General features: G+C 71.5%; 23 protein-coding genes. 7 read left to right on the top strand and 16 right to left on the bottom strand.

The annotated features are described in order from the left end of the window. Window positions 1-6: 6 nt before the first annotated feature. Window positions 7-336, bottom strand: coding sequence for a PilZ domain-containing protein (locus POL72_RS49365; RefSeq protein ID WP_272104316.1), 330 nt, complete (start codon window positions 334-336; stop codon window positions 7-9). 160 nt (window positions 337-496) lie between these two features. Between POL72_RS49365 and POL72_RS49370 the strand changes: the two genes are divergently transcribed. From POL72_RS49370 to POL72_RS49380, 3 genes are all read left to right on the top strand, one after another. After that, complete coding sequence (locus tag POL72_RS49370) at window positions 497-673, top strand: hypothetical protein (RefSeq protein ID WP_272104317.1); 177 nt, start codon at window positions 497-499, stop codon at window positions 671-673. A gap of 816 nt (window positions 674-1489) precedes the next feature. Next, window positions 1490-3397, top strand: a complete 1908-nt coding sequence (locus POL72_RS49375; RefSeq protein WP_272104318.1) for a right-handed parallel beta-helix repeat-containing protein — start codon at window positions 1490-1492, stop codon at window positions 3395-3397. A 284-nt stretch (window positions 3398-3681) separates the two neighbouring features. Further along, a complete protein-coding gene (locus POL72_RS49380; protein ID WP_272104320.1) occupies window positions 3682-3807 on the top strand; it encodes a hypothetical protein in 126 nt (41 codons plus the stop codon). 181 nt (window positions 3808-3988) lie between these two features. Here the strand turns inward: POL72_RS49380 and POL72_RS49385 are convergent, their stop codons facing one another. From POL72_RS49385 to POL72_RS49395, 3 genes are all read right to left on the bottom strand, one after another. Further along, on the bottom strand, window positions 3989-6043 hold the full coding sequence (locus tag POL72_RS49385) for a M3 family metallopeptidase (protein ID WP_272104321.1): 2055 nt from the start codon (window positions 6041-6043) through the stop codon (window positions 3989-3991). 225 nt (window positions 6044-6268) lie between these two features. Next, a complete protein-coding gene (locus POL72_RS49390; protein ID WP_272104322.1) occupies window positions 6269-7408 on the bottom strand; it encodes an acyl-CoA dehydrogenase family protein in 1140 nt (379 codons plus the stop codon). Window positions 7409-7467: 59 nt separating this feature from the next. Next, window positions 7468-8028 carry a CAP domain-containing protein gene (locus tag POL72_RS49395; RefSeq protein WP_272104323.1) on the bottom strand — a complete coding sequence of 187 codons (561 nt, stop codon included), beginning with the start codon at window positions 8026-8028 and terminating at the stop codon, window positions 7468-7470. Window positions 8029-8429: 401 nt separating this feature from the next. Between POL72_RS49395 and POL72_RS49400 the strand changes: the two genes are divergently transcribed. Then, entirely contained in the window at window positions 8430-9620 is a 1191-nt protein-coding gene (locus tag POL72_RS49400) for a hypothetical protein (protein WP_272104325.1), read from the top strand. A 191-nt stretch (window positions 9621-9811) separates the two neighbouring features. Here the strand turns inward: POL72_RS49400 and POL72_RS49405 are convergent, their stop codons facing one another. From POL72_RS49405 to POL72_RS49430, 6 genes are all read right to left on the bottom strand, one after another. Continuing rightward, entirely contained in the window at window positions 9812-9934 is a 123-nt protein-coding gene (locus POL72_RS49405) for a hypothetical protein (protein WP_272104327.1), read from the bottom strand. Window positions 9935-10176: 242 nt separating this feature from the next. Beyond that, complete coding sequence (locus POL72_RS49410; protein ID WP_272104328.1) at window positions 10177-10647, bottom strand: response regulator; 471 nt, start codon at window positions 10645-10647, stop codon at window positions 10177-10179. A 349-nt stretch (window positions 10648-10996) separates the two neighbouring features. Then, the gene (locus tag POL72_RS49415) at window positions 10997-12379 is read right to left on the bottom strand and encodes a sigma-54-dependent transcriptional regulator (protein WP_272104329.1); all 1383 of its coding nucleotides are present in this window, start codon (window positions 12377-12379) and stop codon (window positions 10997-10999) included. A 136-nt stretch (window positions 12380-12515) separates the two neighbouring features. Further along, on the bottom strand, window positions 12516-14000 hold the full coding sequence (locus POL72_RS49420; protein WP_272104330.1) for a sensor histidine kinase: 1485 nt from the start codon (window positions 13998-14000) through the stop codon (window positions 12516-12518). Window positions 14001-14138: 138 nt separating this feature from the next. Next, window positions 14139-15140, bottom strand: coding sequence for a pyridoxamine 5'-phosphate oxidase family protein (locus POL72_RS49425; RefSeq protein ID WP_272104331.1), 1002 nt, complete (start codon window positions 15138-15140; stop codon window positions 14139-14141). Further along, the gene (locus POL72_RS49430) at window positions 15137-15760 is read right to left on the bottom strand and encodes a glutathione S-transferase family protein (protein ID WP_272104333.1); all 624 of its coding nucleotides are present in this window, start codon (window positions 15758-15760) and stop codon (window positions 15137-15139) included. Before POL72_RS49430 ends, POL72_RS49425 begins: the two co-directional genes overlap by 4 nt. A gap of 148 nt (window positions 15761-15908) precedes the next feature. Here POL72_RS49430 and POL72_RS49435 point away from each other — a divergent pair, with 148 nt between their 5' ends. After that, window positions 15909-16811 (top strand): LysR family transcriptional regulator, encoded by a 903-nt coding sequence (locus POL72_RS49435; protein ID WP_272104334.1) that lies wholly within the window; start codon window positions 15909-15911, stop codon window positions 16809-16811. A 43-nt stretch (window positions 16812-16854) separates the two neighbouring features. Here the strand turns inward: POL72_RS49435 and ahpF are convergent, their stop codons facing one another. Continuing rightward, window positions 16855-18417, bottom strand: a complete 1563-nt coding sequence (ahpF, locus tag POL72_RS49440; RefSeq protein WP_272104336.1) for an alkyl hydroperoxide reductase subunit F — start codon at window positions 18415-18417, stop codon at window positions 16855-16857. Window positions 18418-18502: 85 nt separating this feature from the next. Beyond that, the gene (gene ahpC, locus POL72_RS49445) at window positions 18503-19066 is read right to left on the bottom strand and encodes an alkyl hydroperoxide reductase subunit C (protein ID WP_272104338.1); all 564 of its coding nucleotides are present in this window, start codon (window positions 19064-19066) and stop codon (window positions 18503-18505) included. 133 nt (window positions 19067-19199) lie between these two features. Between ahpC and POL72_RS49450 the strand changes: the two genes are divergently transcribed. After that, window positions 19200-20165: a hydrogen peroxide-inducible genes activator gene (locus tag POL72_RS49450; RefSeq protein WP_272104340.1), complete on the top strand. Its 966-nt coding sequence runs from the start codon at window positions 19200-19202 to the stop codon at window positions 20163-20165. A 97-nt stretch (window positions 20166-20262) separates the two neighbouring features. Then, complete coding sequence (locus POL72_RS49455; protein WP_272104342.1) at window positions 20263-21123, top strand: EI24 domain-containing protein; 861 nt, start codon at window positions 20263-20265, stop codon at window positions 21121-21123. Between the two features lie 51 nt (window positions 21124-21174). Here POL72_RS49455 and POL72_RS49460 read toward each other — a convergent pair whose 3' ends face one another. From POL72_RS49460 to POL72_RS49475, 4 genes are all read right to left on the bottom strand, one after another. Then, on the bottom strand, window positions 21175-21765 hold the full coding sequence (locus POL72_RS49460; RefSeq protein WP_272104344.1) for a Uma2 family endonuclease: 591 nt from the start codon (window positions 21763-21765) through the stop codon (window positions 21175-21177). A 118-nt stretch (window positions 21766-21883) separates the two neighbouring features. Then, window positions 21884-23539: a delta-60 repeat domain-containing protein gene (locus POL72_RS49465; protein ID WP_272104346.1), complete on the bottom strand. Its 1656-nt coding sequence runs from the start codon at window positions 23537-23539 to the stop codon at window positions 21884-21886. 154 nt (window positions 23540-23693) lie between these two features. After that, complete coding sequence (locus POL72_RS49470) at window positions 23694-24839, bottom strand: prohibitin family protein (RefSeq protein ID WP_272104348.1); 1146 nt, start codon at window positions 24837-24839, stop codon at window positions 23694-23696. A 68-nt stretch (window positions 24840-24907) separates the two neighbouring features. Further along, window positions 24908-26815 (bottom strand): PAS domain-containing protein, encoded by a 1908-nt coding sequence (locus POL72_RS49475; protein WP_272104349.1) that lies wholly within the window; start codon window positions 26813-26815, stop codon window positions 24908-24910. Window positions 26816-26817: the final 2 nt, after the last annotated feature.

Here is a 26817-nt window from a genome sequence, read left to right on the forward strand (position 1 = left end):
GCCGCTCTAATGGAGGGGTTCGCGGCGGTGGGCGCGCTGATCGAGGTGCTCGGCGATGGTGAGCCGGTCGGCGTCGCTCATGACGACGAAGCGGACGGCGAGCAGGTTGTCGCGGTCCCAGACCGGGCGGGCGCGCAGCCGGATGGGGCGCCCGACCCCGAGGTCGAGCTCGAACGGGGTCACGGCAGGCAGCGCCCGGCCTGCCAGCGCGGGCGCGCGCTCGACGACCATGCCCGTGGGGGAGAGATCGATCGCGCGGCACCGGTGCCGGTGGCCATCGACGAGCGCCGAGACGGGGAAGTCAACCTGAGCGCGCGCGCCCTGCCTCCGATCCATGGGAGCCTCCTTGGGTGTCCTCGTGACGCGGCGAGCCTAGGTCGCGGGGCTCGTCCGGGCCAAACATCGGGCGGGCGAGCCCCGCGGTCCGCTCGCGGCGCGATCTCGGCGCGCGCGGGATCGGTGCGATATGCTGGCGCGGCGAAAGGAAGGTCTGGCGATGCCCACGTGCCGCGAATGCAATAGCGAGGTCGACGAGCTCAAGACGATCAAGGTCGGAAGCAAGAAGAAGAAGGTCTGTGAGGACTGCGCCGACCGCGCGGCGCAGGAGGGCGCGATCGCCGAGGAGAGCGAGGCGGTGGTGCAGCAGATGATGGGCTTCAAGGGGAGGCGCTGAGCGCTCTCCTGCCCGCCGATTCCCGCCGATACCCACCGATTCTCGCCCATCTCCCGCGCTCGGCGAGCCGCGCGCGCGCCGCGCGGACGCCCCGATCTCCCCGTCGAACGCCGGCCCGTCGTCCCTCTCCACGATCTCCCGCGAGCCCGCGTCGCGCGCATGGACCCCGGCGGCGCGGCTCACGACCGCGCGCACGAAGGGCACGGCGAACGGCGCTCGACCTTCGCAGGCCAGCGGCGACCCGGATAGCTGACCGTCCGCCAAGCAATCGAGCAGGACTGCGAGCTGTTTCTTGCTTGCAGCGCAGCGGTGCGCCGAGGAAGCGCGCGGCCTAACTCGGGTCACAGGCGCCGCGGCCGAGATAGCGAATGCGGGGGAAGGTAGGTAAAGGTCGTTGGCTGACATGGAGAACCCAGTCGCATTGGAGGTTTACCCACATTTCCCGGGGATTTTGTCTGGATTCAAGCGAGCGGACGACCACTTCTCTATACCTTCCTTACATCAGCGGACGGACTGCGCATTGCAGTTCTGCATCGAAAATTTGCAACCGCGATGTGAAAAGCGGCCGAGGTGTGCGACCTAATTGGGTGTTCGTTTCGTTTTCGAAAGCATTTCGTCTTGACCCGTCGTGTTAATCCGGGAATAAGTTGTTTCACGAGAGCGCCGGTATCCGCCCCTCTGGTGCTGAATGGTCTGCACCGATGGTTCGCGGCGCGAAGGCACGCAGCGGGAGGCTCCTCTTCTGCCCCCTGATGCTTTCGCCCGTTACGGTCCTGTTCACCACAGGGGTTCAACGACGCCGGGGGAGAAAAAGCCATGCATTCGATTTCTCAAGGCTTTGGGTCGCGGTCGTTTGCCGCCGGTAAGTTCATCGCTTCGCTCGTGGCGGTGTCGATCGTCGGTTTCGGCTGCGCGCCGCTCGACGAGGACGTGACCGCAGAGGAGCTGGACGCGGAGGAGCAGGCGGCCGGCACGACGTATCAAGTCGGTCCCACGCGCACCTACAAGACCATCGGTGAGGTAGCCGGCAGACTGCAGGCGGGCGACGTGGTGGAGGTCGACGGCAACGCGACGTACTCGGGTGACATCAGGCTCACGAAATGGGGCACGCCCACCTCGAAGATCACGATCCGCGGCGTGCGGGTCGGCGGGAAGCGCCCCGTCCTGAAGGGCGGGACCAACACGATCGAGCTCAACGCCAACCACATCGTCTTCGAGGGGTTCGATGTGACGGGCGGCACCTCGCGGTGCATCTTCCAGCACGGGCACGATGTCACGATCCGTGACTCCGTGATCCACGATTGCCCATCGCACGGGATCCTGGGCGCCGACAGCGATTCAGGTTCGCTGACGGTGGAATACGTGGAGGTCTATAACTGCGGTAACGGTACGCAGAAGCACCCGATCTACATCGCAACGGACGAGTCCGCCTACCCGGGCTCCGTGTTCCGGATGCAGCACAGCTATGTCCACGATGCAATCGGTGGCAACGCGGTGAAGACCCGCGCGGAGCGGAACGAGATCTATTACAACTGGATCGAGGGCGGGCTCTACAAGGACCTCGAGCTCATCGGCCCCGACGGGCAGGATCCGGGGCTCGCGCGGGAGGACTCCGATGTGGTCGGCAACGTCTTCCGCAAGACGCACACGCAGTACGTGATCCGCGTCGGCGGCGACGGCACCGGCGACACCAACGGGCGTTATCGGTTCGTGAACAACACGTTCCTGCTGATGGCGGGGTCGAGCGCGGCGATCCACCTGTTCGATGGCATCGAGAGCATCGAGCTGCACAACAACATCTTCTATCGCGTCGGGGGCGGGAGCGTTCAGGTCTTCCGTGACGACGCGAGCTGGACGACCGGCAGCCCGCTCATCAAGGGCGTCAACAACGCGGTGCCCACGGGCACGACGGTGCCTTCCGGCTTCACGGGGACGCTGATCGTGAGCGATCCCGGCTTCACGAGCATCGGCAACCGCGACGTGACGCTGCTCTCGACGAGCCCGCTGCGGAACACGGGTGTCAGCTCGACGACGGGGATCTCGGGGCGCACGTTCCCGTCGCCGCTGGCGATGCCGCTCTACCACCCGCCGAGGGCGGCGCTCCAGGCCGTCGGCACCGCGCAGCGGCGGACGGCCGTGGGCGCGGTCGACATCGGCGCGTTCGAGTTCGGGACGACGACGACCACGACGCCGACGCCCACGACCCCCACGCCGACGCCCACGACGCCGACGCCCACGCCGACCACGCCCACGCCCACGACGCCGGTGTGCTCGGTCGTCAACGCTGGCCAGTGGTTCAATACGTCGCTGCCGTCGACCCAGCGGGGCACCTTCACGGCGACCTGGGACGTGACGCCGAGCGCGTCGAAGATCGACGCCGTGGTCGGCCTCTCGACCAGCTCCGCGAGCCAGTGGACCCAGCTCGCCGCGATCGTCATCTTCGACGAGGAAGGCAATGTCCGCGTCCGGAACGGCGCGAGGTACCAGGCGCTCCAGGTGTTCCCGTACACCGGCGGGACGACCTATACCGTCCGGATGGTGGTCGACGTGGCGGCGAAGCGGTACTCGGTGTACATCCGGCCGAAGAACGGCGCCGAGGTGCAGCTCGCGAACAACTACGCGTTCAGGTCCGAGCAGGCCAGCGTCGCTTCGCTCGCGAACTGGGCGATGACGCAGACGATCGGGACGGCCACGCTGTCGGCCTGCAACTTCAAGATACAGTGATCCCACGGGGGGCCGGCGCGATGAGCGCCGGCGGCTCCTTGGGGCGGTCGTCCGAGGTGGCCCGGCGCGAAGAGACCGTGTTCTTCGCGCGGCGCGGGGGCCCCGCCGGACTCGCCTGAGACAAAGCTCCTCCGGCTTCGCCGGAGGAGCTTTGTCATTTGGGCTCAGACATCGGCCCTCCCCTCGCCGCGCGAAGAACACGGTCTCTTCGCGCCTACGGGGGGCGATGAGGCGTAGGCGTTAACCAAGCTTCGCGCCGCATCCTCCTACATCCGAACGTTTACGTGGACGTTTACGTGGTCGTTTACGTGGACGTTTACGTGGTCGTTTACGTGGTCGTGGTCGTGGCCGTGGTCGTGGCCGTGGTCGTTCACGGCCTATCGTTGACGACCACGACCACGACCACGTAAACGTCCACGACCACGTAAACTTCCACGTTGGTGAGCGATGGCGGGGTGGAGAGCGGCGCCTTCATGCCCTGAGCGTGACCGAACGAGCTTGGCTAACGCCTCACGAGAGCTCGCTCGGTCACATGGCCAGAGCGGGAGTTTGTCGCCGTGATGGCTGCGGCCCCCCGCCCGCCCCGGAGGCTCAGGCGAGTCCGCTGCGCTGGAGCAGGGCGTCGAGCGTGGGCTCGCGGCCCCGGAAGCTCTTGTAGAGATCCATCGGGTCCTGCGTGTCGCCGAGCGCGAGGATCTGGCCCCGGAACGCGTCGCCCACCTTCCGGCTGAACAGTCCCTCTTCCTGGAAGCGGGAGAAGGCGTCGGCGTCCAGCACCTCGGCCCATTTGTACGAGTAATAGCCCGCGGCGTAGCCCACCGGGCTCGAGAAGAGGTGCGAGAAGCCGGCGATCATGGCGTAGCCCTCGGGCAGCGGGACGGGCGAGTAACGCCCGAGGACCTCGCGCGCGAACTCGACGACATCGCCCTGCTCTCCAGTCCAGTCCATGTGGAGCGCGAGGTCGATCTCGGCGAAGCCGAGCTGCCGCATCGTCACGGCGCCCGCGCGGAACGTGCGGGCCGCGCGCATCCGCTGGAGCAGGTCGTCCGGGACCGGCGCGCCCGTCTCGTGGTGGCGCGCGAAGAGGTCGAGCGCCTCCCGCTCCCAGCACCAGTTCTCCATGATCTGCGAGGGGAGCTCGACGAAGTCCCAGGCGACGTTGGTGCCGGCGAGGCTCCGGATCGGCACCCGGCTCGAGGCGTGGTGCATCATGTGGCCGAACTCGTGGAACAGGGTCTCGACCTCGCGGTGGTTGAGCAGCGCGGGGCGGCCGCCGACCGGCGGGGTGAAGCTGCCCGCGAGGACCTCGAGGTGGCGCGCGTCCTCGCCGTTCGCGCGCCCATCCTCGCTCGGCGCGCCCGTGACGAGCCCGTGCATCCAGGCGCCGTCGCGCTTCTGCTCCCGCGGCACGAAGTCCAGATAGAAGGCGGCGCTCTGGGCGCCCTCCGGCTCGACGAGCTGGTAGGCGCGGACGCTCGGGTGCCACGTGGGGGCGGCCTGCCAGGGCGCGATGCGCACGCCGTAAAGGCGGTGGGCGATCTCGAACAGGCCGGAGACGACGCGATCCAGCGGGAAATAGGGGCGGAGCGCCTCGTCGTCGAAATCGTAGCGGGCGCGGCGGAGCTTCTCGGCGTAGTAGGCGACGTCCCACGGCGCGAGCGGCGGCGCGTCCGGGCCCTCGATCTCGCGGCGGAAGGCGGCGAGCTCCTCCTTCTCGCGGGCGAAGACCGGCTCGGTGCGCGCCCGCAGCGTGTCGACGAAGCGGCGCGCCGCGGCGCCCGTCTTCGCCATCCGGTCCTCGAGCACGAGATCGGCGAAGCTCGCGTAGCCGAGCAGCCTCGCCTTCTCCCCGCGGAGCTCGAGGATGCGGCGGATGAGCGGGCGGTTGTCGTGGTCGCCCTCGGTCGCCCGCGTGTTGAAGGCGCGGTAGAAGCGCTCGCGGATCGTGGCGTCGTCGAGGTGCGTGAGCACCGGGATGTAGCTCGGCGCCTGCAGCGTGAAGCGGTAGCCCTCGATGCCCCTGTCCTTGGCGCCCTGGCGGGCCGCCTCGACCGCGCTCGGCGGCAGGCCGGCGAGGCGGGCAGCGTCCTCGACCACGAACTCGAAGGCGTTCGTCGCGTCGAGCACGTTCTGCGAGAAGCGCAGGGTGAGCGTGGCGAGCTCGACGTCGATCTCGGAGAGGCGCTTCTTGCCAGCCGGGTCGAGCTCGGCGCCGCTCCTCCGGAAATCGTCGAGGGTCTTCTTCAAGAAGCGGCGCCGCGGGCCGGTCAGCGCCGCGGCCTCGGGCGTGGCCGCGTACGCCTTGAGCGCGCCGTAGACGCCCTCGTTGAGGGCAATGCCGCTCAGGAACTCGCTGACCTCCGGCTGGACGGCGTTGTACGCGGCGCGCAGCGCGGGCGTGGTGGACGTCGATTCGAGGTGCGAGACGACGTTCATGGCGCGGTCGAGCCGGTCGGTGACGGCCTCGAGCGCGGCGAGGGTGTTGTCGTAGGTGCGGGGGCCGGGCGCCGCGACGAGCGCGTCGAGCCGGGCGCGGGCGTCCTGGAGCAGCGCGCGCACGGCGGGCTCGACGTGCTCGCTCCGGATGCGATCGAACGGGATCTCGAAGCCGAGAGTGAGCAGGGGATTGTCGGTCGCTTCGGTCATATCGTTCCTGGTTGGGCTTGAAGGGCCGGCGGACGAGCGCGGGCCGGCGACCCTCGGCCGGTCCGCGCAGCCCTACCTTGGTAAAGGCGCCGGCGAGGGTTGGCCAGTAGTTCGTCGTCCAAGTTCTTCCTCATTGCCTGGGAGGGGGCCGAGCACCCTCCCCGGGGGCCTGACGTCACGACGAGGGAAGAGCTTGGTGAGACGAGGTGAAGCGCGGGCGAGCGGCTAGACGCCCAGCCACCGCGCGACGATCGTGGCGAGCACGTCGGACGTCCCCGAATGGATGCTGCCGCCCAGGGCGTCGTCGATGGCGGAGGGGAGGCCGCTCTCCTCGAGGTAGCCAGCGCCGCCGCGGAGCCGGAGATCGTCGAGCGCGGACGCCACGGCCGAGTCCGCCGTGTGCCACTTCGCGAGCGCGGCCTCGGCCTGGCCGCGCTCGCCCTGATCCAGCGCCCACGCGGCGCGGTAGATGAGCAGCCGCGAGGTCTCCAGCCGCAGCTTCATCTGCGCGAGGCGGTGCGCGACGGCCTGGTGGCGCGCGATCGCCTGGCCGCCGATCTCGCGCTCGCGGGCGAAGCGGACGGCCTCGCCGAGGGCGCGCTCCATGGCGCCGAGGCGGAAGGCGAGGATGAGCGCGCGCTCGAAGGTCATCGCGATCTGGAAGACGGCGAGGCCGGCGCCGGCGCGGCCGAGGAGCGCGTCGTGGCCGACCTCGCAGCCGGTGAACGAGACGGGCGCGAGCCGCGCGCCCCGGAGGCCAGCGGTCGCGAGCGGCGCGCCGGGGAGAACGCGCGCGGCGCCTTCGCCCGCGGCGCGGGGGACGAGCAGCGCGGTGAGGCCGCGCGCCGGGGCCCCTCCGTCGCGGCCGCCGCCGTCGCGCGCGATCGCGAGGTACACGTCGGCCCGGTCGGCCCAGGTCACGTACCGCTTGTCGCCGGTGAGCCGGTAGCCGGCGTCCGTGCGGTCGGCCCTGGCCTGCACCGACGCGACGTCCGAGCCGGCGCCGGCCTCGGTCGCGGCGACCGTCGCCATGCACGCGCCGCTCGCCATGCGCGGCAGCCACGCGCGCTGCTGCGCGGGGGTGCCCACCCGCGCGAGCAGGAGCGCCACGCCGAAGAGGTGCGCCCCCGCGGCGAGCAGGACGCCGCCGTCGCGCAGGGTCGCGCCGAGGCCCTCGTAGGCGAGCGCCGTCGTGACGAGGTCGAGGCCCTCGCCCCCGAGATCGCGGGCGATCGGCAGGCCGAGGGCGCCGCCCCGGGCGAGGACGCGCATGCGATCGTCCGGCGCCGCGGCGTCGGCCTCGGCGCCGAGGGCGCGCATGCGGTCGTGGACGGCACGCTGGGGAGGGGTCCACCCGAAGTCCATCGCCGCTTCGATACCAGAGCCGGCGAGGGGCGGGGAGGAGACGGGGACGGCGCGCGGGCTCAGTAGGGGCGCTCTCCGGCGAAATTGCCGGGAGGATCGTAGTTGCACACCCAGATCTGCCAGGTGCCGCTGCCGAACGGCGAGCCGGTCGTGCAATCGGCGACCCCGCAGCCGAGGCGCAGGGAGTCGGCCCATACCACCTGAGTGTAATGGCCGCAGGTGGAGCTGCAGGCGTTGCTCGCAAGATCGTAGTTGGCCGCCTCGTCGACCCACGAGGCGACGACGTCCTCCGGTGTGGGTGACGAGCCGGTCGACGCGAAGATGTTCTCTCCATAGTTGCTCGCGCTATGGCCGAACGTGCACCGGGCGGCATAGGCCTGAGCCACCGCGGCGATCTCGGGCGACCACGAGAGAGGGGGCACCCCCTGTTCGGCGGGCGGGTCGACCGCGGCGCGCGCGGCGTTGTGGGCCGCCGTCATCCCGATCATCCTCGGCGGCTCGCCGGCGGCCTGGCCGCTCGTCGGGCCCGCGTCGTCGTCGGACGAGGCGCCGCAACCGGCCGTCAGGGCGAGCATGAGAGAGAGCTGTACGAACCGGGGGAGCCGTGGGCCGAGCGTCATCACGGGGCCATTGTCCTACGGCTCGGCCGAGCTCTGCAACGGCGATTCGATGAAGGCTGGTTGTACCCACGACGTGCCGTGTCATGGCGCGCCCGCAGCCGTCCCTGGACGGCCGCGTCCGGGCGTTCTTCCCACCTCTGCCGTCGACATGGATATCAACAGATCTCGTCGTCGTTGGCTCCCGTGCTGACGGGCTTCGCCCTAGGGTGACGTCGAGACGAGCAACAATTCCGCAGCATGGGCCTTGTCATGCGGGTCGATCTATGAGCTATTGTCGCCCTGCTTCGGAGGCGGCTGCGGTCCGAGCTCGGCGGCGAGCGTGCTCCCTCACGGGGTATCACCGCTCTCCGTGGCAATTCGGCACCAGCGGCACGCCCGACAAAGAACCAAGGAGTTTCCCGATGAATATCCGTGTGACGTGGCGAATCGCGGCATTCCCGCTGGCGCTGGCGGGGCTCTCCGTCGTCCCGGCGATGGGGTGTGACAAGGTCTCGGAGCTGCAGAATGACGTCTGCTGTCGCGACTTCACGCCGGGCGCCGATCTCGCCACGGTGGAATGGGGTCTCGAGGGCGAGGCAGAGCTCAATTATGGTGCCTTCATGCAGTCCGTGTCGGACTTCACGGGCGCCGCGGGCGCCATCGTGGCGGACGTGACGAGCGCCTGTCAGGCGATCGCGCTGGACCTCGGCGCGGATGTGGCGACGATCACGGCGACGAAGCCGAACGAACGGGCAGTGCAATGGTGTGAGCTCGCCGTCGACGCGCTCGGGGACGCGACGGCCGGCCTGTCGATCACCTTCCAGCCGCCGAGCTGCACGGTCGACGCGAGCGTACAGGCGAACTGCGAGGCGAGGTGCAGCGCCAACGTCGAGTGCCAGCTGACCCCGGCGGAGGTCGTCGCGCGCTGCGATCCTGGCCAGCTCTCGGGGCGGTGTGAGGGGAAGTGCACCGGCTCGTGCGAGGGCTCGGCCAACCTGGCCGTCCACTGCGAGGGAACGTGCCAGGGGACGTGCGAGGGCACGTGCGACGGCGAGTGCTCCGCGACGACCGCCGGCGGCGACTGCCGCGGCGAGTGCCAGGGCAACTGCACGGGCGAGTGCCGTGGCTCGTGCGCGTTCGCGGCCGACGCAGCGGTGCAGTGCAACGCTGATTGCTCGGGCTCGTGCGACGTCCAGTTCAAGGCGCCGAAGTGCAGGGCCGAGCTCAAGCCGCCGAGCGCCGAGTGCCAGGGGTCCGCGGAGTGCAGCGGCTCCTGCGAGGCGAGCGCGAGCGCGAAGGCCAGCTGCAGGGAGCCCGCGGTCAACATTGAGGGTGGGGCCGACGCCGAGGCGGCGATCGCGACGCTCAGGGCGAACCTGCCGCGGCTCCTCGTCGTCGCGCACGCGCGCGGCGAGCTGCTCCTCGCCAGCGCCAAGGCGGTGGTCGAGTCGGGCGGCCACCTCGAGGGCGCGGCCACCGGCAGCGTGAAGGCGGGGGCGTGCCTCATCCCGGCCACCAATGCGATCACGCAGGCGGTCGAGAACATCCAGGCGGGCATCACGGGCAGCGGCAGCGTGATGGCGAAGCTGGAGATCGCCCCCCCGGGCCCCTGAGCGCAGGGCCCGTGAGCGCAGGCCCGGCAGCGGCGCAGGCCGCGGCCGGGCGCGCGTGAAGGAACCCGTCAGGCCAGCCGTCGGCGCAGGCCGCTCACCGCGGCGCTGCGCCCCTGGTCCGCGCGCGGAACGCCTCCGGCCTCACGCCGGTCCAGCGCCGGAACGCCCTCGGCTCGGAATCGCCGAGCAGATTACGCCACCTCGCCGATCGCCATGTCCGCCTCGAAGAGCGCCGCCGCGCGGCCGCCGGTGCCCTGGTTCGACGGCCTGCCGCCGGACGAGCGGCACGCCCACACGGCGTCCGTGGTGGGCATGGCGGGGTGCGCGCCGCGCCAGGCGATCGCGCCTATGCACGGGCGGCGAGCCACGATTGCACGGATCTGCTCTACGACGATGTTGAAAGCCTATCAGTCGGTCGACTGACGTGCTCCTGAGAAGGGTTGTGTGGAGGCCAGTTGCTCGTCGACGTACTCCCGCCCACGCGCCGTCTTGTGATGGCTGTGGCAGCGAGGATGCTGGCCGCAGCGTGGAGCGGCGCGCATGGCTTCGTGGTGCGTCAGCCGCGCATCGAGACGAGGGTCTGGACCACGAGCCGCAGGTCGTCCACGTCGAGCGGCTTGTCGAGCACCGCGTCGGCGCCCAGGCGGTAGGCTTCCGCGTGCGTCTCCGGGTCGCCGAACGCGGTGATGAGGACCACCGGCGTGGTCCAGTCGTCGCGGCGCAGCCCGGCCAGCAGATCGAGTCCGCTCGCGCCTGGCATCCGGATGTCGCTCACCACGACATCGACCGGGGCGCCGTTCCCGGAGATGAGCGCTTCGCCCATCAGCTCGAGGAGGTGCTTGGCGTCGTGCGCCTCCAGGACCTCGTAGCCGTCGCGGCGGAGGGCGGTGGCGAGGAGCAGCCTCAACTCCTTGTCGTCCTCGGCGAGCAGCACGCGGATGCGGGTCGCGCCGGGGTGGACGCGCGGCACCGGCTCAGGGGGCGTATTCAGGATCGAGGCAAGACCGCGCATCGAGTCGTGGGGCATCGGGCTCTCTCCTTGGTGAGCGGTCTGTATTGCAGGCCGCGTGCCGCCCACCGGCGGCCGTCCGGAACCGACCCAGGTTGGGGTGGCCGGAACCGACCCAGGTTGAGGTGACCGCCCGGAACCGACCGAGGTTGAGGTGGCCGGAACCGACCGAGGTTGAGGTGGCCGGAACCGACCCAGGTTGAGGCGGACGGGCGGGTTGCAGGGGTGATCCCCCCGCGTCGGCCATCCGGGGTGGGGCGTCGTTCCCCGTCCGGGGTATTCCTCCGCGCCTCAGCCGCCGGTCTCCTCCACCGCCGATCCGCGCTCGGCGCCTGGCTCCGCGGCCTCTTCTACCCCGCCTACCCTCTCAGCTCCCCTTCGCCCCCCCGGCTCCCGGCTCCCACCGCTCCAGCTTCCGGTGCAGCGTCTTCCGGTCCAGCCCCAGGATCCTCGCCGCCAGCGTCTTGTTCCCGCCCGCCGCCTCGAGCACCCGCAGGATGTAGCGCCGCTCCACTTCCTCGAGCGGCACCAGCTCGGACGGGTCGTCCCCCGCCACGAGCACGTGCGACGGCCGGTGCTCCCGGATCTTCGCCGGCAGGTCCTCCACCGTGATCTCCGGGTACCCCGTGAGCGCCACCGCCCGCTCCATGGCGTTCTGGATCTCCCGCACGTTGCCCGGCCACGTGTAGGCGAGCAGCCGCTCGGCGGCGGCCGGCGACAGGCCGACCACCTCCTTGCCCCAGCGCGTGGCGAAATCCTCGATGAAGCGCTGCGCGAGCAGCAGCACGTCGCTGCCCCGCGCGCGCACGGGAGGCAGCTCCACGTGGAGCACGTTGATCCGGTAGTACAGGTCCTCCCGGAACCGGCGCGCCTCGACGGCCTCGTCCAGGTCGCGGTTCGTCGCGGCCACGATGCGCGCGTCGAACGGCACCTCCGCGTTCCCGCCCACCGGGCGCACCCGGCGCTCCTGGAGCGCGCGGAGCAGCTTCGGCTGCACCGCGAGCGGCAGCTCCCCGATCTCGTCGAGCAGCAGCGTCCCCCCGTTCGCCTCGACGAACAGCCCGGAGCGCGCCGCGCGCGCGTCGGTGAACGCCCCCCGCACGTGCCCGAAGAGCTCGCTCTCGATCAGCGACTCCGGCACCGCCGCGCAGTTGATCGCCACGAACGGCCCCTCCTTGCGGCGGCTCCGCGCGTGCAGCGCCTTCGCGACGACCTCCTTGCCCGTCCCGCTCTCGCCGGTGATGAGCACCGTCGCGTCCGCGTCGGCGATGCGCTCGATCAGGTCCTGCACGCCCCGCATCGCGGCGCTCCGGCCGATGAGGTCCGGGAACCCGCCGGGCCCCGCCACGGCGCGGCGCAGCCGCCGCACCTCGGCCTTGAGCGCGTGATGCGCGATCGCCCGCTCCAGCGCCAGCGCCAGCGCCTCGATGTCGACCGGCTTGGTCACATAGTCGTACGCGCCCGCGCGGATCGCCTGCACCGCGGTCTCGATGCTGCCGAACGCGGTGATCACGACGACCGGCACGTCCGGCCGGATCTCGGCCGCCCGGCCGCAGACCGCGATCCCGTCCATCCCGCGCATGTTCAGATCGGTCAGGATGACGTCGAAGCCGTCGTCCGCCTCGAGCAGCGCGAGCGCCTCCGCCGGTGAGGTCCGGGTCGTCGCCTCGACGCCGCGCGACCGCAGGTCCGCCGAGAGCCACGCGCACATCGCCTCGTCGTCGTCGATGATCAGCGCTCGCCTGCCCATCCTCACCTCGATGGCGCGCCCGCCACCTCTCCTCGATAGCTCGCGTAATACAGCGCATCGCCCGCGGCCAGCCGCGGCGCGGCGGCCGCCCTGGCGAGCGCGCCCTCGCCCTCGGCTCGCGGCCGCCGGGCGCGCGTCATCCTGCGCCATCCGCGCCATCCTGCCCGCTCGGCGCGAGGTACACAGTGAACGTCGAGCCCTTGCCGAGCTCGCTCTCCACCTCGATCCAGCCGCCGTGCTCGCGCACGATCCCGTAGGACACGCTCAGCCCGAGGCCCGTGCCCTCGCCGACGTTCTTCGTGGTGAAGAACGGCTCGAAGATGCGGGGGATGTTCTCCGGCGCGACCCCCTCGCCGCCGTCGGTCACCCGGACGGCGACGTGCTCGCCCGCGGCGCCGCCGTGGTCGGCCGGCGGGCGCGCCTCGGCGCGCTCCACCCGCACGGTGAGCTCGCCGCCCCGCTTCATCGACTGCATGCCGTTCATGATGAGGTTCGTGAGCACCTGCTGCATCTGCCCCGAGTCCACCTCGGCGTGCGCCGCCCCGCCGGCCGCCTCGTCGAGGCGGAGCGTCACGCTCCGCCTCCGGGCGAGGGGCTCCAGGAGCGCCAGCGTCTGGCGCGCGATGTGCGCGAGATCGGCCGGCGCCTTCTGCGCCACCCGGCGGCGCGCGAAGTCCAGCAGCTGCCGGATGATCTTCGTCATCCGGTCCGCCTGCTCGGCGATGATGCGCGCGCTCTCCGCCGCCTCCTCCTGCGGCAGGCCGCGCGCGATCATCTTGGCGCGGCCGCCCACCACGTTGAGCGGCGTGCCGAGCTCGTGCGCGAGCCCCGACGCCAGCTTGCCCACGGTGGTGAGCCGATCCGCGTGCCGGAGCTGCTCCAGCGCGGCGATGCGCGCGGTCGTCTCGCGGGCCGCGCGCTCGCGCGCCTCGGCCAGGTGCTCGCACATCGCGTTGATCTCGTGGGCGATCCGCCCGAGCTCGTCGCGCTGCGGCAGGAGCAGCGGCCCGCCGAGGTCGCCCTCGCCGATCCGCCGCGCCTTGTCGACGAGCCGCCGCGTCGGGCGCCCGACGAGGACCTGCCCGAAGGTCATCGCCAGGAGCCCGCTCAGCGCCGCGAGGGCGACGATGGTGACCACGGTGTTGACCACGCTCGCCTGGACGTACGTCTCTTCTTCCTCGAGCGACTCGGAGATCTCGATGGCGCCGGCGCGCCCGGGCTCCACCGCGACGGGCGCGTACGTGTAGAAGCGCCCGCTCTTGTCGCCCTCGCGCTCGAGCCGGAAGACCTCGGTGCCGTGCGAGAGCTCCGCGATCTCGGCGGCGGGCAGCGCGGGCGCGAAGCGATCCCCGGCCGGCGCGTCGAGCCACACCCAGCGGAAGCGCACGCCATCCTCGCGCTCGCTCATCTCGTCGAGCAGCTGGAGCGCCTGGCCCATCCCGTCCCGGCGCCACGTCTCGACAACCGCCGCGCGGAGCGCGATGCCGATGAGGTGCTCGTCGCGCCGCATGTCCGCCTCGAAGAGCGCCCGCTCGCGCCGGACGGAGAGATAACCGTACAGGCCCAGCGCCGCGCACATGACGAGGACGAGGGCCAAGGTGAGCTTGCTGGCGAGCCGCATGGGGTCGCCGGCTAGGATGCAGGACGCGTACGCATTCTCAAGGTGCGCGTCCGCACGCCGGCCCGCCCGGGCCCGCCCCGGATCGCCCCGATGGGGCAAAACTCCCCTGGACGGGCCCCCGCGGCCCGCGGCGCGGCGTCACCTGCGCTCCACGTCCTCCCACGAGCCCGTCGCCGCGAGCTGCGGCGCGGGCACCGGCGCCGACCAGCGCAGCGGCAGCGCGCCCTCCCGCCAGACGCCCTCGGCCACGTGGAACCGCAGGAGCCGCTGGGCGCCGGCGAAGGCCGAGAGCTCCGGCCCGTCCCAGAGCACCTCGGCCTCGCCGGTCAGCGACAGCACCCCGCCGGAGGCGAAGTCGACGAAGAGCACCCCGGCGCGCGGGTTCATCGCCAGGTTGCCGAACGTGTTGAACATGGAGTTCCCGGTGAAATCCGGCGAGGTCAGGACGGTGTGGCCGTCCTCCTCGGTCACGCGCACGAAGCCCGGCTTGCCGCCCCGGTGGGACACGTCGGCGCCCTCGATCGCGTCGCCTCCCCGCGCGGCCGGCGCCGCGGTCGCGATGAAGAACGTGTCCGCGCGGCGGATCCGCGCCGCCGCGCCGGCGGACAGCGCCGGCCCTTCCGGCAGCGCCGGGGGCGCGGGAGCCACGTCCGGCGCCCTCACGAGCTCGGGCTCCCGCGCCTGGATGTACTGCGCGCAGTTGCCGAAGCTCTGCCCGACCTCGACCACGAAGCCTTGCTCGCCGGCCGCGCTGATCGTCCCGTTCATCCGGTTTCGGCGGCGGGTCTCCAGCTGAATGCCGAGGAGGCCGACGGGCGCGCCGGCCACGAGGTGCGGGCCGAGCGGATCGCCGGCTCCCGGGCGAGCCTTCACCGCGAGCGTCCGCGGATCCGGGGACGAGATGAACCCCGGCTGCCCCACGACGATCGAGGCCCACGGCCGGCGCCCTGCGTCGAGGGCCCCGACGAGCAGGAACGGCAGCTGCGCGAACAGCTCGCGGTGCTGGTCGGGCATGAAGTCCCGGATGATCCGGCGCCCGGCCTTCTCGGCGCGCTCGCGCGCCCCGGCCCGCGCCTGCATGGCCATCTCGCCCGGGTGATAGGGCGAGCCCTCCCTTGTCCACCCGGGCAGGGAGGTCACGACAGCGCCTTCTTCATCGGCACGAAGCCGGGCAGCGCCTCCACGCGGGCGAGCCACGCGCGCAGGTTCCCGTACGGATCCAGCGACACGCCGCCCTCGGGCGCGTGCGCCGTGTACGTGTAGATCGCGATGTCCGCGAGGGTCGGCTCGTCGCCGGCCAGGAAGCGCTGGTTCGCGAGGTGCTGGTCGATCACCGCGAAGAGCTGCGCGGCGATCCCCTTGGCCTGCTCGACGTCCAGCTTGCGGCCGAACACGCTCGCGGCGCGCGCCGCCGCGGGCCCCGCCACGAGCTGCCCGGCGGCCACGGAGAGCCACCGCTGCACGTGCGCCGCCGCCACCGGATCGCGCGGGAGCCAGCGCCCCGACGGGTCGTACCGCGTCGCCAGGTACACGAGGATCGCGTTGCTGTCGGCCAGCGTCACGTCGCCGTCCTCGATCACGGGCACCTGACCGAACGCGTTCTTGCTCAGGAACTCGGGCGACTTGTGCGCGCCGCCCTTCAGATCGACGTCGACCTTCTCGAACGGCAGCCGCAGCAGCGACAGGAACAGCTCCACGCGGTGCGCGTGTCCCGAGAGCGCATAGCGGTAGAGGCGGATGGGGCTGGCAGGGAGGGTCATCGAGGGGTCCTTTCGGCTGTGGATGTCAGCGGAGAGCGGAACAGCCCGCGTGGGCCTCCCGCGCTCGCCGAGCCAGGATGTCCATTCCCGTGGCCAAGGGTAATGGTCGTCCTTGACAAGGGACCATTTCAGAAAATGGAATAATCCGATGGATCGCCTCGACTCCATGCGCGTGTTCGTGGCCGTCGCCGAGGAGGAGGGCTTCGCGCCGGCCGCGCGGCGGCTGTCCATGTCGCCGCCGGCGGTGACGCGGGCCATCGCTGCGCTCGAGGAGCGCATCGGCACCCGGCTCCTGCACCGCACGACGCGCGTCGTCCGCCTGACCGAGGCGGGCGCCCGGTACCTCGCGGATTGCAAGCGGATCCTCGGCGAGATCGAGGAGGCCGAGGCGTCCGCGGCCGGGTCCCATACCGCGTTGCGAGGGCAGATCGGCGTGACGGCGCCCGTCCTGTTCGGGCGAATGTTCGTCGCGCCGGCCCTCTTCGACTTCCTCGCTCTCCATCCGCGCGTGTCGGCGCGGACGCTGCTCGTCGACCGCATCGTCGACATGCTCGATGAGGGGCTCGACGTCGCCGTCCGGATAGCCCATCTCCCGGACTCGTCGCTCAGCGCGATCCGCGTCGGCTCGGTGCGGCGGGTGGTCTGCGCGTCGCCGGGGTGCCTGGCCGCGCGGGGCGAGCCCAGGGCGCCGGCCGATCTGGCGCGGCTCGACACGATCGGCTTCTCGCCGACGGGCTCACCCGAGGAGTGGTCGTTCGGGTCGGGCTCACGGGTCGAGAGTGTCTTTCCAACATCGCAGCTCCTCGTCAACACCGCCGACGTCGCCATCGCGGCGGCCGTGGCCGGGCGGGGGTTCGCGCGGGTGCTCTCGTATCAGATCGGCCCGGAGCTGCGCGCCGGGCGCCTCTCGATCGTGCTCGCCGCGCACGAGCCCCCGCCGGTCCCCATCCATGTCGTCCATCTGGAGGGCCGGCGGGCGGCGGCCAGGGTGCGCGCGTTCGTCGATTTCCTTGTCGAGCGGCTCCGGTCCGAGGCGTGGCTGAGCTGCTGAGCTCGTGACCGCAGCCCGTCGAGCGAGCTCAGCCGGAGGGCGCTCAGTCGGCCGGCGCGGTGGCGCGGATGAGGTGCTCGAAGGCCCCGAGGGCGGCCTTCGCGCCGTCGCCGAGGGCGACGACGATCTGCTTGAACGGCGTGGTCGTCATGTCGCCGGCGGCGAAGAGGCCGGGCACCGACGTCTGCCCGCGATCGTTGACGACGACCTCGCCGAGGCCGTTGAGCTCCACCGTCCCCTTGATGAACCGGGTGTTGGGGAGGAGGCCGATCTGCACGAACACGCCCTCGACCTCGATCTGGTTCTGCTCCTTCGTCTCTGTGTGCGCCCAGCGGAGCCCGACGACCTTCTGCCCGTCGCCCACCACCTCGGTCGTGCGCGCGCGGGTGATGATCTCGACGTTGGGCATGCTCTTGAGCTTGCGAACGAGGACCGCGTCGGCGCGGAGGGCGGGGGCGATCTCGAGCAGGGTGACGTGGCCGACCACGCCCGCGAGATCGATCGCCGCCTCGACGCCGGAGTTGCCGCCGCCGATGACGGCGACCCGCTTTCCCTTGAACAGCGGTCCGTCGCAGTGCGGGCAGTACGTCACGCCCTTGGTCCGGTACTCGGCCTCGCCGGGGACGTTCATGTCGCGCCACCGGGCGCCCGTCGCCAGGACGACGCTCTTCGCGCGGAGCGTGGCGCCGCTCGCCAGGCGCAGCTCGAACGGCGAGCCGGGCGTGATCGACTCGACGCGCTCGTGCTTGATGAGCTCGACGGGGTACGCGCGCACGTGTTGCTCGAGCGCCGCCGCGAGCTTGGGCCCGTCGGTCTCCACGACCGAGATGAGGTTCTCGATGGCGAGGGTGTCCATCACCTGCCCGCCGAAGCGCTCGGCGACGATGCCTGTGTCGAGGCCCTTGCGCGCCGCGTAGATGGCCGCCGAAGCGCCGGCGGGCCCGCCGCCGACGATGAGCATGTCGAACGGCTTGCGCTGGTCGAGCGCCTCGACGCGCCTCTTCACGGAGGAGCCGTCGTCGAGCTTGGCGAGGATCTGCGCGAGCTCCATCCGACCCTGGCCGAAGGGCTCGCCGTTCAGGAAGACGGTCGGCACGGCCATGACCTTCCGCTGCTCGACCTCGCCCCGGAAGAGGGCGCCATCGACGGCGACGTGGCGAACCCTCGGGTTCTTGGCCGCCATCAGGTTCAGCGCCTGCACGACGTCGGGGCAGTTCTGGCACGATTGAGAGAAGTAGGTCTCGAACCGGAGCTCGCCGTCGAGCCGCGCGATCTGCTCGAGCGCCTCTGCGCTCACCTTCGGCGGATAGCCGCCGACGTGCAGGAGCGCGAGGATCAGCGAGGTGAGCTCGTGACCGAGCGGGAGCCCCGCGAAGATCACGCGCGGCTCCTCGCCAGGGGAGTGGATGCCGAACGACGGCGTGCGCCCTTCGCCCTCGCGCTGCTCGTGGAGCTCGACGAGGGACGAGGCGCTCGCGACGTCGCGCAGGAGCGCGCGCATCTCCTCCGACCCCTGCGAGTCGTCGACGAAGGCGGTGACCGCGACGGGACGGGTCAGCCGTCCGAGGACGTCGCGGAGCTGGGTCTTGATGGAGTCTTCGAGCATGGCTGCGTTCCTTCCGGCGAATACGAGCGGGTCACGAGCGCTGTCGGGCGTCGCCGCGCCACGCGCGCGGCGACGCCCGAACACCTCAGATCTTGCCGACGAGATCGAGCGACGGCTTGAGGGTCTTCGCGCCCTCGTCCCACTTCGCCGGGCAGACCTCGCCCGGGTGCGCGGCGACGTACTGGGCCGCCTTGGCCTTGCGGAGCATCTCCGCCGCGCTGCGGCCGATGCCGAGGTCGTGGATCTCGTAGACCTTGATGACGCCGTCGGGGTTCACGAGGAACGAGCCGCGGAGCGCGAGGCCCTCCTCCTCGATGAGCACGCCGAAGTTGCGCGAGAGGGTGGCGGTCGGATCGCCGACGAGCGGGTATTTGACCTTCTTGATCGCCGCGGACGTGTCGTGCCACGCCTTGTGCGCGAAGTGCGTGTCGGTGGAGACGCCGTAGATCTCGACGCCCAGCTTCTGGAACTCGCCGTGGAGGTCCGCGAGGTCCTCGAGCTCGGTCGGGCACACGAAGGTGAAGTCCGCCGGGTAGAACACGAAGAGCGACCACTTGCCGAGGACCGACTCGTGCGAGACGTCCACGAACTTCCCCTGGTGGAACGCGGTGGCCTTGAACGGTTTGATGCGGGTGTTGATGAGCGACATTCTCTTTTCCTCGTTTCGGGGCGGGGGCGTCTCGTGCCTCCGCGCCAGCGAGAGGCAACGTGGTCGTTCTGCGCCCGCGGTGCCAATCGAACGATTTTATGAATCGTTCATTTTTTATGATACTCCTCCGGCCATGGACCTCGAGCAGGTGACGCTCACGCAGCTCCGCTACGCCGTGGCGGTGGAGCAGACCCGCAGCTTCCGCACCGCGGCCGAGCGCTGCCACGTCTCGCAGTCCGGGCTCAGCATGCAGGTCCAGAAGCTCGAGGAGCTCCTCGGAATCGTGCTGTTCGACCGCAGCAAGAAGCCCGTCCTGGTGACCGAGGAGGGGGCGCGCGCCATCGCTCAGATGCGCGAGATCCTCCGGGAGACGGAGCGGCTCGGTCAGATCGTCGCCGGCGACGACGCTCCGGCGGGGCGCTACCGGCTGGGGATCATCCCGACCCTCGCTCCCACCGTGCTGCCCCTGTTCCTCGAGCCCTTCGTGAAGGCGCACCCGCGCGTCGAGCTGTTCATCGAGGAGCTGAAGACCGAGGAGATCATCGAGCGGCTCGCCGCCGACACCCTCGACGCGGGGCTCGCTGCGACGCCGCTCCACGCTCCGGGGCTGAGCGAGACGCCCCTCGGACACGAGGCGATGGTCGCCTATCTCCCCGAGGGCGACCCGCTGCTCGACCGCAAGACGGTCACGCAGGCCAACCTCAGCGATCGCGAGCTGTGGGTGCTCCCGGAGGGGCACTGCTTCCGGAGCCAGGTGCTCTCGTATTGCAGGAGCGGCCAGGCGAGGCCCCCGCGCGGCGTCCAGCTCGAGAGCGGCAGCTTCGAGACGTTGATCGGCCTGGTCGACACCGGGCTCGGAGCGACCGTGCTGCCCGCGCTGGTGGCGCAGGGGCTGCCCCCGGACAAGCGCCGCGACCGCGTGCGGCCCCTCGCCCGGCCGATCCCGCTCCGGGAGATCGGGCTCGTCACGTCGCGAACCCAGCTGCGCAGGCGCGTCACCGAGTCGCTCGCGGCCGCGATCCGCGAGCACCTCGGCCGCGCGCTCGGGCCCTCGCCCCCGGGCGGGAGCGTGCTCGATCCGCTGCTCCCCGAGGGCTGACGAGGCGTCCTCCACGCATCCAAGGGGCCGCGTTCACTGCGCAGCAGGCGGGAGCTCGTCCAGCGGCGGATGCCAGCGCGCGGAAGGTGTTGACCCGATGCACGACCGCTGGGACGTTCGTGGCCGGATGATCACCCCCGACGCTCCCCGCGGCTCTCTCTCGGCGCCCGCGCAGCGCCCGACCGCGGGGCTCGTGCCGCTCGATCGCCCCGGCTTCGGCGCGGGCCTCGAGGCCATGCTGGGCGGCTACGGTTACCTCCTTCGCACGCCGGACCTCTGGCCGCTCGCGCTCGTCCCCACGGGCATCGCGCTGGTGCTCATGGTCGTGCTCTCCATCGTCGGCGTGAAGCTCGCGCCTTCGCTCGTCGAGCTGATCGTGAGGGAGCCGGGGACGGGGGGGCTCTGGACCGTGCTCATGGCCGTGCTGCGGATCCTCTCGCTCGCGGTGGTGCTCGTGGCCGCCCTCGTGATCTCGTTCGGGCTCGCGAAGCCGCTCTCGGGGACCGCGCTGGAGCGGATGGTGCGCAGGGCCGAGGCCGATCTCGGGGCGCCCCCGTGGCCGGAGGTCGGCTTCTTCGCGGACATGTGGCGCGCTCTGCAGTCGTCGCTCGTGGCGCTCGCCTTCACGCTCCCGATCCTCATCGTCCTCGGCGTCGTCGGTCTGCTCTTCGCGCCGGCGAACGTCGTCGTCGTCCCGCTCCAGCTCGCGGTGACGGCGCTCGCGGGGGCCTGGGACCTCTGCGACTGCCCGCTGTCGATCCGCGGCGTGCCCGTTGCGGCGCGGATCGAGTTCGTGCGCCGGAACCTCGCCGCGGTGATGGGCTTCGGCTCCGGCCTCGCGCTGCTCTCGTTCTTGCCTTGCGCGCTGCTCTTCGTGCTCCCGGCCGGCGTCCTCGGGGCGGCTCGGCTCGTCGTCACGCTGGAGCGGTGGGAGGCCACGACGCGAGCGCCGCGCTGAGCTCGGGCTGCCCGGGCCGCGGCGCCAGGGACTGAACGGCGCGGTGGCCTGCTACGTCGCCCAGAGCACCGAGAGATCGAGCTCGATCGCCTCGAAGGGCTCGACTCCCACGCGCGCAGCGTCGCGGTAGATGACGGCGGGCCCCCAGCCCCGGCCCAAGACGAGCGAGGAGGCCTCCAACGTCCGTGCGATCGGGTCGACCAGCCATGCGTACCGCACGCCCTCGCGCGCGTAGATCGGCATCTTCTCGTCACGGTCGACAGACGCCGTCGACGGGCTCAGCACCTCGCAGATCCAGTCCGGAGCGAGCGGGAAGAAGGCCGTCTCCGGTAGCTCCGGCATGCGCTCGCGGCGCCAGCCGGCGAGGTCGGGTACGAGCGCGTCGATCTCGCCCGGCGCGTCCGGGTCGGGGAAGTGGAGCTCGGGCTCGGGGAGGATCCACCATCCGCCCGGACCGCCACGACCGCGGTGGAAGGGGCCGAACAGCTCGCCCTGAAGGGCTCCCTCGGCGTTCGCATGTCGGGGTGCCGGGCGGGGCAGGACGTGGAGCACGCCGCCGATGAGCTCCGCCACCTTGTTCGCCGGGACGGCTTCGAGGTCGGCGTAGGTGGCTCGGCGCTGCTTCTCGGCGGGCTGGCCCATGGGCGAAGCGTGCACGGGGGTGGGCGGCGGGGCAAGGCAGCGAGGAGCCTTGTCTTGAGACCTGTGGATGTGGCGAAGGGCGACCGCTGCTCGGACCCTGACTCGGCGCGGACGAGCGCTACATCCAGAGGCGCGCCACGATCCCGTACGTCCCTGGACCTGGCACACCCCCCTGGTTCTCGCCGCAGATCACGACCTTCTGGCCCGGGTAGACCGCGGCCCGCTGGATGCTGCCCGAGTCGCCGACATACAAGGAGAGCACGCCACCAACTCCGAAGTTGGGATCGAGCCTGCCGTCACGCAGGTAGCGCGCGAGCACCGGCCCAGGCGTGGCGCCGCCGGTCGCATTGCCCACGACCAGGATCCGGCCGTCGGGGAGCACGATGGCGTCCTCCGCCACGTCGTCGCCGTCGGTGATCGGGAGCGCGACGACGCCCGACGCGCCGAAGCTCGGGTCGGCGGCGCCGTCTTCGAGGAAGCGGCGGACCTCGAAGTCGGCGCTCCCGTCCTTGCCGGCGCTGCCGCCCACGAGGATGCGGCCGTCGTCGAGGACAGCGACCGCCGCCGTGCGCTCGCTGCTCGCGGACGTGCCGAAGACCTGCTGGCCGCCGGTCCCGAAGGTGGTGTCGGGCTGCCCGTTGGCCAGGAAGCGGGCGAGGATGCCGTCGGACTGGCCCCCCGTGTCCACCTCGCCCACGACCAGGATCCGGCCCTCGCGGTCGACGACCACGGCCCTCGCGGTGGAGGCGCGGTCGAGCGCCCAGAAGCCGTTCGGCGCGGCAAAGGCGGTGTCGAGCTTCCCATTCGAAGAGATGCGCGCCACCATCATGCGCGCGTCGCGAGCGCCGGCGACGAGGATCTTGTCGTTGGCCAGGACGAGCCCATCCACGACCGTCTCTTCGCCGCCCGTATCGACCAGCGCCTTGCCGTTGTTGCCGAACTCCGGGTCGGTGGTCGCGCCGTTCGCCCCGACGCGCCAGAGGGCGATGTCACGCGGCTCCGGGATCTCGTGCCAGCCTATCGCGATGATCTTGCCGTCGACCCGGTGCCCCACCGCGAACGACTCGGCCTCGGAGCCCGAGCTGCTCCCGATCCTCGTCGACAGCAAGGCGCCGCCGGCGAAGTCGGGATCCAGCGCGCCGGCGCTGGTCAGGCGCGCTATCTTCATCGAGGAGCCGCCGACGCCGCCGATGCCCCAGCCGGTCGCGACGATCCGCTCGCCGACCACCTCGATATCGGTGAAATAGCCGCCGTCGTCGTTCCCGAAGCGCACCGGCGCGATGCCCGTCGCCACGCCGAATGTGGCGTCCAGGGAGCCCGGGCGGCCGGTCACGAGCGCGTTCGTCACGGCGGCGGTGCTCTCCAGGGCGCCGGAGGTCGCCGCCAGGGTGAAGGAGATCGTGTTGCCCAGGGCGAGCGGCGCCTCGGCGCCTACCACGATCTCGGCCTTCGTCTCCTTGGCGGCGATCGTGACGGGTTTGACGACGAGGCCCGCAGGAGGGCTCACCGCCGCCACGGTTACCTCGCCATCGAAGCCGCCAGTACGGCGTATCTCGATCTCGACAAGGTTCTTCCCCCCGAGAGGCACCGTGACGTTGGGCGTCAGGACGACGAGCGCGAGATCCATGACGTCAGGGCCGTGACCGCCGCCGCCTGCCTCGCCGCCGCCGAGCCCGCCGCTGGCATCGCCGCCGCCGCCAACCCCGGAGGGCGCGCCCCCGCTCCCTTGAGACGTCTGGCCGTCGGGCCTGACCGTGTCTCGATCGTCGCTCACGTCATGAATGCCCAGGATCTGCTGGCAGCCCGCGAGAGCGAGCGGGAGCGAGGGCACGCACAGAAGCGGGAGTAAGGCGGCGAGCCGCCGGCGAGGACGCATTGCCGTCATCGTCGCACCCCCCCTCGCGACGTCAACCAGGACCAGGAGCTGCTCAGGGCGCGCTGACCGGCGCTTGCCCTGCCGGCTTTTCCGCGGGCTTCGCGCCCTTGTCGCCTTCGTCGCCGCCCGCGCCCGTCGCCGCCCCGCCAGCCGGCGCCGACCCGGGAGCCGGCGCCGCATCACCGCCTGGCGCCGTCTCCTCGAGCAGCTCGGCCAGCTTCTGCTCGGCGTCCTTGTCGAGCGCGCTCTTCATGTCGAACGTCAGCATCGGCAGCGGGCCCTGGTTCATCGCCGGCAGGCGCCCGTTCCACCGCTCGAGCGCGCGGTACTGCAGCACCGCCGCCGTCGTCGACAGCCGGATGATCGTGTTCGCCTTGGCCTCGGAGCGCGCGCGGATGAGCAGCGCGTCCGCCTCGCCGCGGGCCCGCTCCCGCGCCGACTCGGCCGCGCCGCGGGCCGTCGCGATCGCCTGATCGGCCTCCGCCCTCACCTGACGCACCCGGTTCTCGGCCTGGATCGCCTTCTGCGTCGCCTCCATCGCCTGGTTGATCGCCGCGGCCACGTTCTCGGGAAGCCTCAGCGCGCCGTTGATCGTGAGCTGATCGATCCGGATGCCGTCCTTCTCGAGCACCAGCACGAGCTCCTTCTGCACGTCGTGGATGAGCCTCGTCTTGCCCGACCCGTAGATCTCCTGGACCGGCATCTTCGACGCGACCGAGTTGAACGCCTCGCGCACCGCGTTGCGCACGTAGCGGTCGGCGAGCCGCATCAGGTCGTTCTCGCGGAAGCGCAGGTACAGGTGGGGCGCCTTGTCCGGCTCGATGTGGAACGACATCCCGATGTCCGCGCCGACGTTGACGCCCTCGGAGGACGAGAACGTGATCGACTCGTCGACCGTCCGGCCCTCGTGCGCCGACGCCGTCCAGACCACGTTCTGCACGCTCGTCGGAAACTGCACGATCTGCTCGGTGAGCGGGTTGTAGAACACCCAGCCGGTCACGACCGGGATATCGCTCACGCCGCGGTTCGAGCCGGCGAGCTTGACCCGGATGCCCACGTGCGCGGCGTCGATCCGCGTCACCGTGGTGCACGCGACGAACAGCATCGTCACGAGGAGCACGAGGCCGAGCGCGACGCCGCGCAGCGCGCCGGCGACGCCGCCCTGGCCGCCGAGCTTGATGGAGGGGATCTTCGCCATGGGCGAGGTTCTACCTCAACCGCCGCGCCTTACGAGGAGGTCGAGCGCGCTCGCGCCGCCTGTGCCGATCAGCCGTCGCGCGGATCGCGCGTCCCCTTCGCGTCGTCCGCGCGCTCGCGCCCCGCCCTCCGCCTGCGCCGCCGCTTGACCGACACCCCGCTCGACTGCATCGCGAAGAGGAGCGCCTCGCGGAGGTTCGAGAGCGTCTTGATGTTCGACAGATCGAGCCCCAGCGACACCACCGTCTGCGCCACCTCCGGCCGGATGCCGACGACGATGCCCTGCGCCCCGAGCAGCGCCACGGCGTCGATGAGCCGCAGCACGTGATCGGCCGTGGCCGCGTCCACGGCGCTCACCCCGGTCAGATCGATGATCGCGTGACGGCAGCGGGTCCGCGCCACGGCCTCGAGCAGCACCTCCATCATCTGCTGCGCGCGCTCCTCGTCGAGGACGCCGAGCACCGGCATCGTCAGCACCCCCCTCCAGACCTCGATGATCGGCGTCGACAGCGCCCGGATCGCCTCCTGCTGCTGCTCGATGATCTCGAGCCGCTCGTTCAGCACGGCCTGCTGACGCTTCTTCTCGGTGATGTCCGTCGCGCCGCCCGCCATCTGGAACGGCACGCCGTTGTCGTCCCACTCGGCCATGCCGCGGACGAACACGTCGCGGTACTCGCCGTCCTCGCGCCGCAGCCGGTACTCCGCCTCGAACGGCCGCCGCTCCTCGAGGTGAGCCCTCAGCGCGGCCTGCACCGGCCCCTGGTCGTCGGGGTGCACGCGCTCGAAGAAGCTCGCGAACGTCCCGCCCCACGCCTCTCGGCGGACGCCGATCATCTGGAGCATGCGATCGCTCCACTCCACGGTGTCCTCGCGGATGTTCCAGAACCAGACGCCCTCGTTCGACGCCTCCGCGAAGAGCCGGTAGCGCGCCTCGCTCCTCCGGAGGGCGGCCTCGGCGCGGCGCAGCTCGGCCACGTCGGTGGTGCCGCCGATCCACCGGAAGATGTTCCCCGCCGCGTCGCGCTGCGGCAGCGCGCTGACCACGTGCTCCCGGTACGTCTGATCGCTCGCCCGCCGCAGGCGGAACTCGGTGTCGTACGGCTCCCCCGTCGTGAGGCTCCGGGTCCACGCCGCCACCGTCTTCGGGACGTCGTCCGGGTGCAGCACCGCGAGCCAGCCCTCGCCGATCATCTGCTCCTCCGTGCGGTCGAAATAGTCGAGGACGGCCCGGTTCACGAAGTTCAGCTGGCCGTCCGGGCGCGCGGTCCACACCTGGAGGGGCATCGCGTTCCCGAAGAACCGCAGCTGCGCGTCCAGGTCGCTGAGCTGCGCGTCCGGCAGCCCAACGCCGCTCGCCGGGCCGCCTGCCCCGCGCACCCGGCTCGGCGGCGGCGCGTCCCGCCCGTCCGGCTCCTCCGCCTCCTCCTGCCCCGCCCAGGAGGCGTCGCCGAGCGCGCGGAGGAGCGGCTCCTCCAGGTCGAGCGTGCGGTCCGCGCGGCTCTCCGCGATCCGCGCGCGCACGAGGCGGAGGAGCTCCCTCCGCACCTCTTCCGCGATCCGGCCGCGCAGGTAGTCCTTCGCGGAGGCCCGCGACTCGGCGAACCTCACCGACTCCGCCGACAGCTCCGCGACGTCCAGGAAGATCCCGAGCGGCGCGCAGGGCCTCGGCGTGATGCGCAGCGTGAGGGTCACGTCGAGCCGGTGCTCCTCCGCCTCTCCCTCCGCGTCGACCCGCACCGTCACGGCGTGCGGGATCGCGACATCGAACGCGCCGCTCATGCTCCGCGTCGCCGCCGGGTCGCCGACCTCGAAGTCCATCGTGAGCCGCGACGGCCTGCCGAGGACCTCGAGCTCTCGCTCCTCGCGGCGCCCGACCGGGAGGAGGGCGATCGCCTGGCGGCGTATCACGTCCTCGGTCATCGCGAGATCGACGATGCTCCGACCCAACTCCTCGAGCGTCAGCCCTCCGTCCTTCACCG

Source organism: Sorangium aterium (assembly GCF_028368935.1).
GTDB classification, from domain to species: domain Bacteria; phylum Myxococcota_A; class Polyangia; order Polyangiales; family Polyangiaceae; genus Sorangium; species Sorangium atrum.

Excerpts from the sequence above, each read along its gene's own strand:
- POL72_RS49365 (WP_272104316.1), bottom strand. The coding sequence starts at position 336 with ATGGATCGGAGGCAGGGCGCGCGCGCTCAGGTTGACTTCCCCGTCTCG.
- POL72_RS49370 (WP_272104317.1), top strand. The coding sequence starts at position 497 with ATGCCCACGTGCCGCGAATGCAATAGCGAGGTCGACGAGCTCAAGACG.
- POL72_RS49375 (WP_272104318.1), top strand. The coding sequence starts at position 1,490 with ATGCATTCGATTTCTCAAGGCTTTGGGTCGCGGTCGTTTGCCGCCGGT.
- POL72_RS49385 (WP_272104321.1), bottom strand. The coding sequence starts at position 6,043 with ATGACCGAAGCGACCGACAATCCCCTGCTCACTCTCGGCTTCGAGATC.
- POL72_RS49390 (WP_272104322.1), bottom strand. The coding sequence starts at position 7,408 with ATGGACTTCGGGTGGACCCCTCCCCAGCGTGCCGTCCACGACCGCATG.
- POL72_RS49395 (WP_272104323.1), bottom strand. The coding sequence starts at position 8,028 with ATGACGCTCGGCCCACGGCTCCCCCGGTTCGTACAGCTCTCTCTCATG.
- POL72_RS49400 (WP_272104325.1), top strand. The coding sequence starts at position 8,430 with ATGAATATCCGTGTGACGTGGCGAATCGCGGCATTCCCGCTGGCGCTG.
- POL72_RS49405 (WP_272104327.1), bottom strand. The coding sequence starts at position 9,934 with ATGCCCACCACGGACGCCGTGTGGGCGTGCCGCTCGTCCGGCGGCAGG.
- POL72_RS49410 (WP_272104328.1), bottom strand. The coding sequence starts at position 10,647 with ATGCCCCACGACTCGATGCGCGGTCTTGCCTCGATCCTGAATACGCCC.
- POL72_RS49415 (WP_272104329.1), bottom strand. The coding sequence starts at position 12,379 with ATGGGCAGGCGAGCGCTGATCATCGACGACGACGAGGCGATGTGCGCG.
- POL72_RS49420 (WP_272104330.1), bottom strand. The coding sequence starts at position 14,000 with ATGCGGCTCGCCAGCAAGCTCACCTTGGCCCTCGTCCTCGTCATGTGC.
- POL72_RS49430 (WP_272104333.1), bottom strand. The coding sequence starts at position 15,760 with ATGACCCTCCCTGCCAGCCCCATCCGCCTCTACCGCTATGCGCTCTCG.
- POL72_RS49435 (WP_272104334.1), top strand. The coding sequence starts at position 15,909 with ATGGATCGCCTCGACTCCATGCGCGTGTTCGTGGCCGTCGCCGAGGAG.
- ahpF (WP_272104336.1), bottom strand. The coding sequence starts at position 18,417 with ATGCTCGAAGACTCCATCAAGACCCAGCTCCGCGACGTCCTCGGACGG.
- ahpC (WP_272104338.1), bottom strand. The coding sequence starts at position 19,066 with ATGTCGCTCATCAACACCCGCATCAAACCGTTCAAGGCCACCGCGTTC.
- POL72_RS49450 (WP_272104340.1), top strand. The coding sequence starts at position 19,200 with ATGGACCTCGAGCAGGTGACGCTCACGCAGCTCCGCTACGCCGTGGCG.
- POL72_RS49455 (WP_272104342.1), top strand. The coding sequence starts at position 20,263 with ATGCACGACCGCTGGGACGTTCGTGGCCGGATGATCACCCCCGACGCT.
- POL72_RS49460 (WP_272104344.1), bottom strand. The coding sequence starts at position 21,765 with ATGGGCCAGCCCGCCGAGAAGCAGCGCCGAGCCACCTACGCCGACCTC.
- POL72_RS49470 (WP_272104348.1), bottom strand. The coding sequence starts at position 24,839 with ATGGCGAAGATCCCCTCCATCAAGCTCGGCGGCCAGGGCGGCGTCGCC.